Genomic DNA, 14,795 nt, shown 5'->3' with positions numbered 1-14,795 from the left:
TTTCCTTTGCCAATTTTCGGTACCCTTTTTCCTGTATAATTCAGAATGATCAGTTTTTTTGATAATTGAGTACACGATCCTCCCTCTTCTGTGATATAGTATTTTATGGTCTTTTAATACTTCAACGCTTTAAAGGGGAGAGTGAGTCGTTATGAGTGCTTTACAACAACGAGAGCAGTGGGGATCGAAAATCGGATTTATCCTTGCTGCCATGGGATCGGCAGTCGGTCTCGGAAACATCTGGCGTTTTTCTTATGTCACAGGGGAAAGCGGCGGAGCAGCCTTTTTACTGATTTACCTGGCATGTATTATTGCGATCGGCATTCCGATTTTGATGGCGGAATTCTCCATCGGACGCAGAGCGCAAAGTGATGTGGTCGGTTCATTTGAAACGATCGCGCCAGGAAAACCATGGGTCCTTGCCGGCTTCCTGGGTGTCGCATCAGCGTTTATCATCCTGTCCTTTTACGGGGTTGTCGCCGGCTGGTCGCTTCATTACTTTACTCAATACTTTACCGGTGGGCCTGCCATAGGTGATGCCGGTGGCTACGGAGACTATTTTGGCGGATTCATTACGAGTCCGGTTCAACCGCTCTTCTGGCAGTTTCTGTTCATGGCTCTGACAGTTGGGATTGTATACGGCGGAGTGAAAAAAGGCATCGAAATGTGGAACAAAATCCTGATGCCTGGTTTAGCCCTGCTTGTCATCGGACTCGCCGGTTACAGCCTGACGCTGGGTGGAGCAGGCGAAGCGATAACCTTCCTCTTCGCACCGGACTGGAGTGCATTTGGTGATCCGGAAGTTTATCTGGCGGCTCTCGGGCAAGCCTTCTTCTCCTTATCCCTCGGTATGGGGGCACTGATCACCTACGGGAGTTACCTGTCGAAGGAAGAAAAATTACCTGGTGCTGCGGTCAGCGTTGCCACGCTGGACACTTTATTTGCAATTATTGCCGGTCTGATGATCTTCCCGGCAGTCTTCGCATTTGGCATCAGCCCGGATTCCGGACCGGGACTCGTCTTCATTACACTGCCGGAAATTTTTGCTGAAATGACTGGCGGGATGATCTTTGGTTTCCTGTTTTTCTTCCTTCTCTCAGCTGCAGCCATCACATCCGGTGTTTCTCTTCTGGAAGTGGCCGTTGCCTACTTCATGCGTCGCTTCAGCTGGAGCCGGAAAAAAGCAGCCGTCATCATTGGCGGGATCATTTTTGTACTTGGCGTTCCATCTTCTCTCGGGAACGGGGTGCTGTCACACGTCACCATCGGTGGTCTCGAAATTCTTGATGCCGCAGACTTTCTTGCATCCAACATCTTTTTACCGCTCGGTGGACTGATGATTGCACTGTTTGTCGGTTGGGGATGGCAGAAGTCGGATGCACTTAAGGAATCTGACTTCGGCGATACAGTATTCGGTAACTTATGGGTATTCATTCTGCGCTTTGTGGCACCGATATTGATCCTGATTGTATTCCTGAATGCCATCGGCCTGTTCTAAGCCATTGGCACACAAAAAACTCGCCTTTTCGGGCGAGTTTTTTGTGTGTGTTTATAAATCTTCAAGAACCTCGAGAATTTCATCTTTATTTTCCCCGACAAGGTAATCCACTTCGGTTGTCTGTTCACCTGTTTCAGGGTTCACGGCCGTATACCCTCTGAATATCAGTCCTTCATCCAGATCGACAAAACCATGGTCAGAACCTACTTCATAGTTCATATCCGTCAATAGATCAAATGCCAGGCCCGTTTGTTCAATGACGTCCCGGTGCTCTTCCGGTGAACTCGGGCTGACGCCATAAACGGTGTAGCCTAAAGCTTCCACTTCTTCTATCACTTCGTTCAGCTCAACTAGCTGAGTAATACAAACCGGTCAGCCAACACCTGTGAAATACAGGTACAGTCCTTTTTCATCTTCTGTAAACAAATTCACTTCGCTTCCTGTTGAATCCGCTAAAGCATAATTGTAGTCAGATGCATCATAGGCTTCATAGTCTGTTGCTTCGTTATTTCCGCAAGCAGCAATTACGACCGCGAGCATCATCAGCACAAGACTCATCCATAATCGTTTCACGTGTTCCGCCTCCTCTTTGTGATCTTCCATTAGAATAGCATCTTACACAATTGAATGAAAGGAAATACAACGCTGTCCATATTTTTCAACATTTTTATTGTACTTCCTTTTATCTATCACGTCCTATGGATCGGTTAGTCCGACGGGCTTACGTTTCTCCAAAATCGTACAGTCCGAATCCAGCGTTTTATCGGGTAGACAAGAACACCCGGAAGAATAACTAGGTATTTTTTTGAATCTAGTCTTGATTTATAACATTTTAACGTATAAAGTATGTTTAGTACCGTTATAATCGAACTACATACATTGACAAAGGCACACTACCTGAAAGGGTGGGTCGCAAAGCACCAGGGTCTAAGGTTATTCAACTATGATCGCCTTGCTACCGGAATTTTCTTTTTTGGCTATTCTACATCTGACGATTAGAGTAGTTATTTTTTTATTTAATAGGACTGTTTAAGTTCGCTGAAGGATTCAAGGATAACCACAACGAAGCCTTTCGCCATTAAAGCTTGGCGAGAAACCAAGCGCAGTTTTCTTTCTTGTCAATGTCCCTTAGAACGTAAGCATATTCCTCGGCTTTCTGCTCAAAAAAGATTTTCTTCCGGAACAATCATGATTGGGGGAGTTAAGTGATAGGGCACTGATTCAAGCAAGGTCAAAGAATAATAAATAAGTAATGGGAGTGGAATTGATATGATTGGCATTATTGATCGTTTGAAATTTGGAACAAAGCTTAACATACTGGTTCTTTCAATAATCATCGGACTTTCGATTATTTTAAGCATCGTCGTTCATAACCAGGTTACGTCCGGGATTCAGGATACTGCTATTGATAAGGCGCAGTCTGACCTTGAATTAGGGTACAGTTACATTGATGAGCGTTATCCTGGAAACTGGAATATTCAAGATGGCATGTTATTTAAAGGAGACACTCAGATCGACGAAAATTATGATATTGTTGATGATATTGGGGATATGACCGGCGGGACTGTCACCATCTTCTTAGATGATACGCGCGTGACCACGAACGTGCTCTTGGATGGTGAAAGAGCTGTTGGAACGGTTGTGTCAGATGAAGTCGTTGAAACCGTGTTACATAACGAAGAGATATTTACCGGAGAAGCAGATGTAGCTGGAACAATGTATCAAACGGCATATCAACCCATCTATGATGAAACTGACGAAGTCATTGGCATGTGGTATGTCGGTGCCTCTCAAGAATTTATCGATTCAACCATTTCACAAACCATGCAGGGATTTATCACAGCTCTTGTTCTTGTCATTATTATTTCGATGGCGATCGTTATCCTATTCACGAGAAGAGTTAAAAAAAGATTAACTGCGGTAACGAATGCACTTGATCTTGCCGGAAAAGGTGATTTCACAACAACATTACATGACAAATCCTATGATGAAATTGCTCATTTGACGACCAGTTACAATTTGATGAAAAATAACTTAGTATCTTTACTGAAAAAGGTATCCGATAATTCAGAGCAAGTAGCCGCTTCTTCTGAGCAGCTTTCAGCAAGCGCTGAAGAAACGAGTAAAGCGTCAGATAGCATTGCAACCTCGATCCAAGAAGTGGCATCAGGATCTGAAAAACAAGCTTCAAGTGCAAGTTATGCCTCAAACACGGTGAATGAAATATCCGATGGGATGCAACAAATCGCATCGAGCATGGAACAAGTAAATGAATCCGCTCAGACGACGAGTGAAAAATCAGAAGAAGGTTCACATGTCATTAATCAAGTTGCGAGTCAAATGCAAATCATTAACGATAAAACAACTTCAACCTCAATGAGTGTGAAAGAACTGGGTGAAAAATCAAATGAAATCGGCGAAATCATTAGCCTGATTACAAATGTCGCCGAACAAACGAACCTCTTGGCGTTGAATGCCGCAATCGAAGCAGCCAGGGCCGGTGAACATGGTAAAGGCTTTGCCGTCGTAGCAGATGAGGTTCGGAAATTAGCCGAACAATCCAGTCAATCTGCAGGTCAAATTGGTTCACTTGTTGAAGATATTCAAGCCAGCATCGAGGTTTCAATCGCTTCAATGAATGAAGGCAGGGCTTCTGTGGAAGAGGGAATTGATTTTGTCGACAACGCAGGTAAAACATTTGAAACAATATCAGATGCTGTTACAGGTGTTACTACACAAGTGCAAGAAGTATCTGCAGCTGTCGAGCAAATCACTTCAAGTACTGAATCGATGTTACATTCGGTGGAGGAATCGGGAAAAATTGCAGAAAACACAGCAAGCCACACGCAAACTGTCGCCGCCTCTGCAGAGGAGCAAAATGCATCGATGCAAGAAATATCATCATCTTCTGAAGCATTGAGCGAAATTGCCGAGGACTTAAAGACTTCTATAAATCAGTTCAAGATGCAGTAGTGAATCTGATGATTTTATGTACCTGGTATGAAAAACGAGCTTGCTTCTTAAGCTCGTTTTTCTTTTGTTACATCGATAACTCAAAACCTGTTATCCCGGGTATATTGAACAAAAAAACGACGCAATTCCCCGATCATTCGGAAAACCACGTCGTTGGTCACATATGCAGGTGAGTCAATATTGGTGGAGCATAGCGGGCTCGAACCGCTGACCTCTTCGCTGCCAGCGAACGCCACCTTTCATTTTCGAACACTTGCACTAACCAAAAACCACTGATATCAACGGTTTGATCACTTTACCCCACTTCTTTTTATGACTGCTCACGTCTATTTGGTTACCAAATATGTTACCACGGTATTCAAATATGAAAAAGAACAATGTTGTGCCTGCCTTTTTCATAGCTTTCTTCTTTAGTATCTCTGCTGACTTTTGCTGATTTATTGATGATATATAGTGCATCACTCACGGAAAATTGTTGAACTGGTAATGAGACAGTTTACTCTCATGAAATTTTTTTGTATTATGTAAGTAGTAACTGGTAATTCCTTAGTTTGATCGCGTGGGATTGCATATGTACAAGAAAGAGAGCCAAAAGGACCTCCACAGTCCTGGCTCTCTTTTTTTGAGGGAAATACCCATAAGGATTCCGACAAACTTCCCCTTACTCTCTGAACGGATGTTTGAATGGTTTAACTCACTTTTAAGATCAGTAGGAAAGGACGAACACTTTATTCAGTTGATTCACATAGATATTCGCAATTCCCACAATAATCCATTAGGTGGTAATAACAAAAGGGTGAGCGTATACTCGTTCCTGTCAAATTTCATCATCATCTAAATACCGACTCTTAATCCAGCCTTCAATTAGATTATCCACATCTAAGTATAAAATTTTTGACCATTTCTCGTTTCTCTCTAACACAATGACCATGTCCTGTTTTGATAATTCATGCAACACTTCTGATGATTCATCATCAGCAAAATAAATTACAGATGAGTTATTGGAAATATTTTTCACATCAGAAAAATCTGTGGCTATTTGTTGATAGTTGGTTATTTCTCTTGTAATAGTCGTATGATCATCTGTCAGTATTGAGGCCCCTAAATAATCGTAGACAAAATTTGAAACAAACCAAATCAAAACTCCACCAACTATTCTAAATGATCTTGACTTTTTCGGCAGAGTCTTCAAGTAGTTCAACAATTTGTTAAACTGGGTATGATCTCTTATTTCATCAGTAAAAATCCCCGCTGAAACCAGTGCTGAGTCAAAGGTTGATTCAACCTCTTGAACATCTGTTGTTGGGTATTCACTTTCTTCCAACAAAACTAAGTCATTTGCAATTTCATTTAATTTGTCCCAATCTACTTTCTCAAAATTCGTTCGTGTAAATTCCTCAAACCTTGATGAGACTGCTACAAATTCTATAATCAAAGGTTCAATGTTTTCATAGATTTTATCGATTTTTTTTATGAAATCAAAATGTACTTGAGCAATTGTATTGAAAGCTTCAACTGCTCTTGCAATTTTAGTAGTATCCAAACTGTTTATGAAATGTTCATAAGCGAGTGCTTTCTCGCCAATCATGTTATTCAATCTATGAAAGCTTTTAACCGCATCAAGTATTTCATCATTAAGTCTAAATCCAGGGAATTGTTCAGAGCCATCTGATGAATTTCCCACTCTCTCACCACCTCTACTGAGCGACTTATCTTGAGAATGCTTTCAAATCTCTTTCACTGTCTCTTCGTCCAAGATTCGCTTTCTGTCTTCCCAATCAGGCATCAAGACGTCTAAAAGCGTATAGAATGCCTCCGAATGATTATTATGAATGAAGTGAATCAGCTCATGCAGGACAACGTATTCGATGCAGGCTTTCGGCGCTTTAATCAGTTCAAAATTCAGTTGAATCGTTTTTTGATCGACTAAGGCCGATCCCCACCTAGATTTCATCACTCTGACCGATATTTCAGGTTGATCTACGCCATATTTCACAACTTTCCCGTATGCTTTTGCAAGCTGTTCTTGAAAAATAATGGAAGCACGCTTTCGCATCCATTGTTCAATCAGATTTTTCTTTCTTACTTTATCCTCTGCATCTTTTACATAAACATGTAGATAGCCTCTGAAATACTTCACACCTTCTTGTTTCACATGATCGACCTTTATCACACGAAGCCTATATTGTTTCCCCAAGTATTTCAAACTTTCACCGCTTACGTATTCCCGCTCACTCTTCCGCTCAGGCTGTACTTTTTCAAAGGCATTGACGTGTTTAAGTATCCAAGAAGCCCTCCTATGGATGAGTTTTTCGATAAATTCCATTGGAACATGCTCGTTTGCTGAAATAACGACTGACATATCTGGTTTGATGTTCACGTTGACATTCTTCACATTTTTCCGTTCAACGAAGAAGACGATCGTCTTGTTGTTGTATTCAATCTGGTGCTTTTCCATAGCAATCGTCCTTTTTATTTAGTGTACCGCCTGATGGCTATCGTTTTGACTTGATCGATGATCTTATCGATTTGCTCAAAAGGAAGCTCCACACCATGTTTTTCCGCAAATCCAAAGAGGAGATCATCAATTTCCTGCTCGATTTTATTATGAACGTCTATGTTATTCTGCCAATCGACTTTTGCATGTTCATTCACGATACTGTCCATGTCCTTTGCCAAAGTACCCACAACCTCATAAGATGGCATAGATTCGTTCACTTCGGCAATGATATCTTTTGTGACCCCATAAAAGGCTTGTGCAGTGCCATTGCCCCTTACACTTTCAGGGAACTGATCATCAGAAGCACCTGCTTGATACTCTTTCTTCAGTTCATTCATTTGTTCCCAGTATTCAGATTCAGTAATCCGCTTTTCTTTATAGGCTTCCAAAGTCTCCTTGATCCGCTCAGAAAATTTCTTATAGTAGGCTGGGTTCTCATCATATTTTTCGTTAATGCTTCGCGTCATTCTTGTCCGAATCGCGTCAGCTTTTGCTCGTTTTGATCCCAAACGATCCATTTCTTCCTCAAAACCATCACGGTCGAGTATATCGACAGGGTTGGTAATTTGCATCATATCTTCCGAAGAAATGTATTGGTCCATCAGTTGCTGCATCTTCGCTTCATATTCTTTATGGTCGATATCATCCGAATATCGTCGCTTCACACTTCGACGCATCTCCTGGAAAAACTTCAAATCCTTTTTGTACTTTGCCAACTCGTCAGGACCCAATGCATCATACACACGTTCTGATTCCAGTGCAATAGCCATATTCCGTCCAAATTGGCTGAGTACATCATAAAAATTATCCCGAAGTTCATCATTCCCTAAAAGAACCTCATACTCTTCAGCATCATTTTTATTTCGCACAGGGGCAAAAATATCCCATAGATCAGAATGACTTTGACGAATTTTCCCAATAACTGAAATGACATCATGCAATGCACCTTTCAGGTCATCTGGATCGTAATTATCGAGTCCAGAGCCCGAATATAATTCCATCGCTTCATCTAGCTTCTCCAGAAGCCCTCGATAATCAATGATGACACCGTAGTCTTTGCCTTCATATAGTCGATTCACTCGGGCAATCGCCTGCAATAATGTGTGTTCCTTTAACATCTTGTCGATATACAGCACGGTTGCACGCGGGGCATCAAAACCCGTTAAAAGCTTATCCACTACGATCAGAATGTCAATGTCATCGCCATGGATAAACTCATCTTTGATGCCATCTTCATATTTATCTCCATCGCCATATCGATTCATCATCCTCTTCCAAAAGCGTTGGATTTTATCTTGTGATTCCTGATCAACTGCTTCATGCCCCTCCCGTTGATCAGGCGGGGAAATGACAACTGCACAGTTTAAGTCACCCAATTCTTCGAAGGCATCCAAATAACGTATGGCTTCAATTTTGCTGTTCGTTGCAAGCATCCCCTTGAACTGGGAGCCTTTTGTTTTGTAATTCTGCATAAAGTGCTGGTTAATATCATATGCAATCAAGCTGATTCGTTGATTCGATGATGCAATTCGTTCAAAACTGCTCCACTTTTTCATCACTTGATCTTTCTGTTCGTCATTTAAATGTCGGGTGATCATCTCCAAACGTTTATCGATTGCCTTTTGATTGACCGTTTGTTCAACCATACGTCCTTCATAAAGGAGTGGCAGTATAGCTTTATCTTCAACACCATCAGCAATCGTGTACTTATGAATTAGCTTGCCGAACTTGATCATTGTGCTTTTTTCTTTCTTCAACAATGGCGTTCCTGTAAAACCTAAATAGGAAGCATTCGGGAAAAGTTTCTGCATCTTGATATTCATCTCACCGTATTGACTCCGATGTGATTCATCGACCAGGACAAAAATATCCTTTGATTCAATCGGATCCTGATTGTGAAGTGCCGTATCAAATTTATGAACTAACGTAGTCACGACATCCGCTTTGTTACCTTTGATCAAATCAATCAGATGCTTGCCAGATCTTGCACGACTGGCCTTCAATCTGGAATGGTTAAAAGTATTGTGTATCTGTTTATCAAGATCAATTCGATCTGTTACAATAATCACTTTTGGATTAAATTTCATCAATTCAGAGAGAATGAACTTTGCCAGCATCACCATCGTCAGTGATTTCCCACTTCCTTGGGTATGCCAAATCACACCGCTTTGGCGATTGCCCTTCTCGTCACGCTCTTCGATGGTTTTGATGATTTCTTTAATGGCATAGAACTGTTGGTATCTCGCCACTTTTTTAACGTCTTTATCAAATATGACAAAATAACGCGTAAAATCCATCAACCGCTCTGGTTGGCAAAGAGAGATCAAGTCTTTATCCTGCTTAGTCGGTGTCCTTCCTAGAACAGCCTCTTTCAATCGATTCTCAAGCCAGCTGAAATCTTCTTCTTTCCAGACAGCCCAAAACTTTGCAGGTGTGCTGCACGTCGCGTACATGACGTCGTTTTTGTTAGTCGCCAGGACCAGCTGAATGAATTTGAAAAGCTGAGGGGCATAATCTGACTGTTGATTTCGAATCGTCTGACTGACGCCCTCTGAGACTGGAATTGAAGCACGTTTGCATTCGATCGTAGCGAATGGTATACCATTGACAAAGAGCACCAGATCGACCCTTATGGTGCCATTTCCGTCTTGCCGTTCAACACTGAATTCTTCAGTCACGTGATATTGATTCCTTGAGGGATCATCCCAATCGATATATTGAATCGAAAATGACTTCTTCGAGCCGTCGGGTAAAGTCTCCGAATAACTACGCCCTAGCATCATGGTCTCATAGATCTTCTCATTTGTTTTCACAAGACCGTCAGTCAGATTCTCATCTAAATCTTCAATCGCTTGATGTATATTGCCGTTACTGAAGGCGTATGTTTTGTCGCCATACTCAAAGCCATTCGTATTTCTCAAATGATCTTCTAACACATCCAATAACAGCACATCATAAAGGTTTTTTCGCTGACGTTCCACTTCTTCCTGTGTCAAATACGTATAACCCAGTTGCTCTAGAACCTCAACGGCAGGTTGCTGACTGACTGCAAGTTCTGATTGATCCAAATAATCCATTGCTTCACCTCCAAGCCATTAAGCGGTTTTATCCTTCAGCACCAACACGAACCTTTCCTGTGAGAAGTAGTTGCATGAGTCCTTTTTTTTGGGACCTCAACAAATCAACTTCTTTAATTAACAAATTGACTGATTTATCAAAATTTCCTATAGTGTGAGAAATTTGTTTTTGCTCTGCGATGCTTGGTATTTTAAGTTTATAATAATTCAAAAAATCTTTAGGGACATGAGGAATTCCTGAACCTTCCCTTATTCTTTGTATTTTAGATTGGTCGTTTAAGAGAGAATAATGCAAAAACCAATTATCTATTCCATCACACTTAAGTTTAACAAATGTTGACCCAACTGCTCCTTCTATACCAGTATAAGAACGTCCTGCTCTCGAACCATCCCAAAGTAAAAGTACATCATTTAAACTCGATAAAACTTCTGCATGCTCAGTATAATTTTTGAATCTACCAGTTTCAAAAAACTCCATATCTATACATGGGATTGAACCTTCTTCTGAATAGTTTAATTTTTTCCCTTTTATTTTTTTCACTACATCTTTTAGTCTTACTTCTTCCCAGTTATCATTATTCCCTGGGATTCTCAACTCACCTGTCAACAAATTTTGCATCAACCCCTTTTTCTGTATATTTTTTTGCTTGATTAATTGTTCTTTCAGTTCTATGGCTTCGTCCCAGGTTTTGAGAATTTCAGCAATCTTTTTTTGTTCTGATAATGAAGGGATGGTTATTGTGGTATTTTTAAAAATCTTCATTCCCACAAGGTTTTTCATCGCTCCTCCCTGAGTATTCTCTATGATTTTATTTTGAAAATTGTCCCACTCGAAAAATTGGTTAAAAAATTCTCCATCTACTTTTTCTTCATCAAGAGTTATTTTAAGTAAAGCCTGGTTTATAATACCACTTTCTGCCCCTTTAGGGATTCTATAAATTTTACCGATTGTCCCCGAGCAACTTACGATAAAATCACCTTCAAATAATCGAAACCTTTTTAATTCTTCATACTTAACATCATCTATATAATAATTACCAATTTCTGCATTTTTATATATTGCATTCTTTTGTTCATATACTTTATGACCTTTTTCAACAAAAAATTCTTTTTTTAGAGCGCCTCCAAATGGTCCCCTGACAAGACCTTTTTTAACACATATTTCTTCTAATTTATATGTATTCCACTTTAAAGATAGTGAATTCAGGTCCTTTTTATCTTCGATCATATTTTCACCTACTACAATCCTAATTTTTCTAAATACTTATCCATCTTATCCTCTAGATCACTTATCTTTGATTTAATTGCGTGAATATCCTCTTTAACTTCTTTCATATTTATTCGAATTTCATTGTAATGACTCTCAAAATACCGAGGAATATTCATGTTATAGTCATTCTCAATTATTTCGTCAACACTTGCTTTATAAGCAAAACTGTCAAGAGTCTCATACTCTTTATATGCATTTAATATTCTTTGAATGTCAATTTCTCTTAATTTATTTTGATTTGTTCCTTTTTCGAAGCATTCCGCTCCAGAAGCATCGATAAATAATACTTCTTTTCGAGGTCTATTTTTCTTAAATATTAATATTACTGCAGAAATGGAAACATCACCAAAAAACAAATTACCAGGGAGCCCAATTACTGCATCTAATAAGTTCATTTGAATAATACTCTCACGAATTTTCTTCTCACTATTTCCTCGAAATAGTACTCCATGAGGTAGTAAAGTTACCATTGTTCCTTCGTTAGATAAAGAATGTATCATATGTTGCACAAATGCAAAATCACCCTTTGATTTTGGAGGTATACCCCACTCAAAACGCCTGTAAGGATCTAAAGAACTCTCCATCACAAAACTTTTATCGTCCGAAGTATCATTTGCAAATCCCATTGACCATTTCTCTAGTGAAAAAGGAGGGTTTGCGACAATTCTTTGAAATTTCATTAGTTTATCATTCTCTAAATGGAGGGGATTTGCCAATGTATCTCCCCACTCAATCTTGGCATCATCAATGCCATGTAAATACATATTCATCATTGCAAGTGATTGCGTTTGACCATTTCTCTCTTGCCCATAAATAGCAACTTTTTTATTAGCGACCTGATTTGAAACTCTTATCAACAATGATCCAGATCCACAAGTCGGATCATATATACGATCATTTTCTTTTGGTTCAACAAGCCGAGCTATTAATTCTGATAACATAGATGGGGTGAAAAATTCACCGCCTTTTTTACCTGCATCAGAGGCAAATTGTTCAATCATATACTGATAAGAATCCCCAATGATGTCCTCTCGTCCAACATCAGAAGGTTTGAGCGAGATCTCATTAAAGTCTTCAAGTAATGATCTCAGTAGCGCATTCCGCTCTTTTGTTCTTCCCAGAACCGTTTCCGAGTTGAAGTCAATATTTCGAAATACGCCTCTGAGCTTGCCCGTGTTTTCATCCTCGATCTTTTCAAGTGCTTTGTTAATGATCTCGCCGATTTCAGGGTTGTGTCTCTGTTCGTAAAGATAATCAAATGAAGCCGATTGCTCAAGCACAAATCGCTCTCTTGATAGAGCCCGATTAATTCTCTTCTCATCGCCATTGTACTTTTCAGTGTACTCAGCCAAATGTTCTTTATACGAATCACTTATGTATTTGATGAACAGCATCGTCAGTATGTAGTCTTTGTAGGTACTTGAGTCAATTTTACCTCTGAAGGTATCCGCTGCACTCCATAATACTGCATTAATGTCTGACTGTGCGACTGTTTGTTTACTCATATAATCGATCTCCCCTTGTTTATAATGAACACCAGATACGAACACATGTTTCAATTTGTAAGATTTCAAAACGAAAGAGCTTCAATCCAGTGTTTCTATATTGCATCAATTTCGATTCATTACAAGTATATCATTCATTGGTACTGATTTTAACGGGTCTCAGTAAGTACTTGCCTGAAGTCATTTCACAAATGACATTTTTTCGAGACAATTGGGGCTTTATAGAACAAACGTACGTTATTCTGTTATATATAGTCATTGACTGCATAAAATGATAACAGTAACACAACACAGGAGCCATATTTGGCAATTTCAAAGGAGGTAAAGAGGTATGAAGAACAGGAACATCAATAGTGAAGAACGTATTTTGTCGTCAAAGCTTGCAACTGCTGTGAAGTATCACCGAAATAAGAAGAAGCTCTCATTGGCAGAAGTGTCGAATCGAACTGGCGTTTCAGCTGGTTATCTCTGTAGAATTGAAAACGGTATTAGGCGTAATGTTTCCATTCCTGTCATTCAGGCATTGTCGGAATGTCTTAACACGAATTTTTTTCATTATTTGGAGCTTGGAAACGACCAGGAAAAAGAACTTTCAGATATCGAAGAAATACTTCTCGATCTCGATTTTACGGTTGGTGGTGAAGAGGTGAGTTCAAAAGAAAGACAGTTGATCGTATCAACTATAGAATTTGTCACCAAAGAGATGCGTGATATGCATATCAATTTCTCTAAACAGAGTGAACTCTTGGGAATGGTTAAAGAACTTCAAGATGAGTTCAACAGGAGTGCCTTCCAGAATGAAAGTGGTGAGATGTAATGTCGATTTATGGATCTAAGAAAGAGGAGCTTTTTAAACTCGTGCTTTATAATAAGCCTGAGATTATTGCAAATGTACTCGGTGAAGAGATTGAGTCATTCCAGTTTGAGACGTATAAAAATAAACGTTATATCGACCTGTTTGGTTTGACGGTTGCGTCTAATTTGAATGTCATTATCGAGGTACAATTGACGCCTACTGATGTTGATCATTACAACCGAATCACCGAAATGTATGAGCATTATGATGAAGCAATCATCGTTTGGATCGCATCCGATTTTGATTCAGAAATGGTTGAAGCTATCATATTCGACTTGAACTTCTCTTATTCGAAGTTCATCAACTTTTATGCCATTACATTTGACGAAAGAATTTTGGAATGGATCGATCGTTTGAATATGAAGACAGACGTAGAAAAATATCGAGAGATCGACCGATTTAATCAAGATCTCGGATTAAGTATCTTCGACCATACCAAATTGATTCCATCAGGTTATTGCGCTGAAGAACCAGAAGCAGATTTTGATCTCCCTGTCGTAAAGCGGAACAAGACTCTGTTGAATGCTTTGCATGCGAAAGTACCTTATGCCTTTAATCTCATGCGTTCAAAATCAACGTTAAATCACCCCACTGTTAACGTTGGAGCGGGGAAAAGTTACTTGACCTACTCTTTTGCATTGGATCGTGAAAATGGAAAAGGGGCTTATTTGAGACTAATGCTAACGGAGCACAATCGGAATCAAGATTTCATTGAGATAGTGTCAGCAGTATTAGATCAGCAGAAATACTTCCATTCATGTCACATTAAATTCAATCACAGAATGATCGTCTTTTGGATCGAAAAGCAGTCTTCTGATCAGTCGACCATGCATGTCATGGCGGAAGTATTCAAGCGACTTCACGACATCGTATCAGGGAGAATCGACGATCGAAAGACAATATAAGATAAGTGAAAACACCCTTTTGATCAGGGTGTTTTTCATTTAATCAGAATTTCACCACGGAAAGAAATCAGTTCAAAAGAGTTATTTACCTAACTCTTTTGATTCATATTTATATAAAAATACACTAAATAAATAGTCTCAAAAGCACATATTTATATAATGCACTTTCTACATCAATTTAATGGACACGAAGTTGTTTTTCTCTTTTGAA

At 39.6% G+C, this 14,795-nt stretch carries 11 protein-coding genes and 1 riboswitch; of the genes, 4 read left to right on the top strand and 7 right to left on the bottom strand.

The window, feature by feature from the left end:
- The first annotated feature begins 151 nt into the window (after positions 1 to 151).
- Complete coding sequence (locus BBEV_RS03495) at positions 152 to 1,498, top strand: sodium-dependent transporter (RefSeq protein WP_069364195.1); 1,347 nt, start codon at positions 152 to 154, stop codon at positions 1,496 to 1,498.
- A 51-nt stretch (positions 1,499 to 1,549) separates the two neighbouring features.
- Here BBEV_RS03495 and BBEV_RS03490 read toward each other — a convergent pair whose 3' ends face one another.
- On the bottom strand, positions 1,550 to 1,834 hold the full coding sequence (locus BBEV_RS03490; protein ID WP_069364194.1) for a redoxin domain-containing protein: 285 nt from the start codon (positions 1,832 to 1,834) through the stop codon (positions 1,550 to 1,552).
- Between the two features lie 36 nt (positions 1,835 to 1,870).
- Positions 1,871 to 2,071, bottom strand: coding sequence for a hypothetical protein (locus BBEV_RS03485; RefSeq protein ID WP_157100912.1), 201 nt, complete (start codon positions 2,069 to 2,071; stop codon positions 1,871 to 1,873).
- 304 nt (positions 2,072 to 2,375) lie between these two features.
- Positions 2,376 to 2,461: riboswitch (cyclic di-GMP riboswitch) on the top strand.
- Between the two features lie 306 nt (positions 2,462 to 2,767).
- Here BBEV_RS03485 and BBEV_RS03480 point away from each other — a divergent pair.
- Complete coding sequence (locus BBEV_RS03480; protein WP_069364192.1) at positions 2,768 to 4,471, top strand: methyl-accepting chemotaxis protein; 1,704 nt, start codon at positions 2,768 to 2,770, stop codon at positions 4,469 to 4,471.
- Positions 4,472 to 5,288: 817 nt separating this feature from the next.
- On the opposite strand, the gene BBEV_RS03475 is transcribed toward BBEV_RS03480, so the two are convergent.
- From BBEV_RS03475 to BBEV_RS03455, 5 genes are read right to left on the bottom strand one after another with little or no spacing between them, the layout of a single operon-like run.
- On the bottom strand, positions 5,289 to 6,155 hold the full coding sequence (locus BBEV_RS03475; RefSeq protein WP_069364191.1) for an SH3 domain-containing protein: 867 nt from the start codon (positions 6,153 to 6,155) through the stop codon (positions 5,289 to 5,291).
- Positions 6,156 to 6,197: 42 nt separating this feature from the next.
- The gene (locus BBEV_RS03470) at positions 6,198 to 6,929 is read right to left on the bottom strand and encodes a M48 family metallopeptidase (RefSeq protein ID WP_069364190.1); all 732 of its coding nucleotides are present in this window, start codon (positions 6,927 to 6,929) and stop codon (positions 6,198 to 6,200) included.
- A 14-nt stretch (positions 6,930 to 6,943) separates the two neighbouring features.
- Positions 6,944 to 10,048, bottom strand: a complete 3,105-nt coding sequence (locus BBEV_RS03465) for a type I restriction endonuclease subunit R (protein ID WP_069364189.1) — start codon at positions 10,046 to 10,048, stop codon at positions 6,944 to 6,946.
- A 28-nt stretch (positions 10,049 to 10,076) separates the two neighbouring features.
- Positions 10,077 to 11,276 carry a restriction endonuclease subunit S gene (locus BBEV_RS03460; protein ID WP_069364188.1) on the bottom strand — a complete coding sequence of 400 codons (1,200 nt, stop codon included), beginning with the start codon at positions 11,274 to 11,276 and terminating at the stop codon, positions 10,077 to 10,079.
- A gap of 11 nt (positions 11,277 to 11,287) precedes the next feature.
- Complete coding sequence (locus BBEV_RS03455) at positions 11,288 to 12,823, bottom strand: type I restriction-modification system subunit M (RefSeq protein ID WP_069364187.1); 1,536 nt, start codon at positions 12,821 to 12,823, stop codon at positions 11,288 to 11,290.
- A 331-nt stretch (positions 12,824 to 13,154) separates the two neighbouring features.
- On the opposite strand from BBEV_RS03455, the gene BBEV_RS03450 reads away from it, so the two are divergent.
- Positions 13,155 to 13,640: a helix-turn-helix domain-containing protein gene (locus BBEV_RS03450; RefSeq protein ID WP_069364186.1), complete on the top strand. Its 486-nt coding sequence runs from the start codon at positions 13,155 to 13,157 to the stop codon at positions 13,638 to 13,640.
- Entirely contained in the window at positions 13,640 to 14,584 is a 945-nt protein-coding gene (locus tag BBEV_RS03445; protein ID WP_069364185.1) for a hypothetical protein, read from the top strand. Before BBEV_RS03450 ends, BBEV_RS03445 begins: the two co-directional genes overlap by 1 nt.
- Positions 14,585 to 14,795: the final 211 nt, after the last annotated feature.

This window comes from Salisediminibacterium beveridgei (genome assembly GCF_001721685.1).
GTDB classification, from domain to species: Bacteria; Bacillota; Bacilli; order Bacillales; family Salisediminibacteriaceae; genus Salisediminibacterium; species Salisediminibacterium beveridgei.
The sequence above is the reverse complement of the archived record's forward strand: the minus strand, read 5'-3'. Positions and strand labels throughout refer to the sequence as shown.

Bases quoted from the DNA above. Each gene is read 5' to 3' on its own strand.
- BBEV_RS03455 (WP_069364187.1), bottom strand. From the start codon at position 12,823: ATGAGTAAACAAACAGTCGCACAGTCAGACATTAATGCAGTATTATGG.
- BBEV_RS03450 (WP_069364186.1), top strand. From the start codon at position 13,155: ATGAAGAACAGGAACATCAATAGTGAAGAACGTATTTTGTCGTCAAAG.
- BBEV_RS03480 (WP_069364192.1), top strand. From the start codon at position 2,768: ATGATTGGCATTATTGATCGTTTGAAATTTGGAACAAAGCTTAACATA.
- BBEV_RS03460 (WP_069364188.1), bottom strand. From the start codon at position 11,276: ATGATCGAAGATAAAAAGGACCTGAATTCACTATCTTTAAAGTGGAAT.
- BBEV_RS03445 (WP_069364185.1), top strand. From the start codon at position 13,640: ATGTCGATTTATGGATCTAAGAAAGAGGAGCTTTTTAAACTCGTGCTT.
- BBEV_RS03470 (WP_069364190.1), bottom strand. From the start codon at position 6,929: ATGGAAAAGCACCAGATTGAATACAACAACAAGACGATCGTCTTCTTC.
- BBEV_RS03495 (WP_069364195.1), top strand. From the start codon at position 152: ATGAGTGCTTTACAACAACGAGAGCAGTGGGGATCGAAAATCGGATTT.
- BBEV_RS03465 (WP_069364189.1), bottom strand. From the start codon at position 10,048: ATGGATTATTTGGATCAATCAGAACTTGCAGTCAGTCAGCAACCTGCC.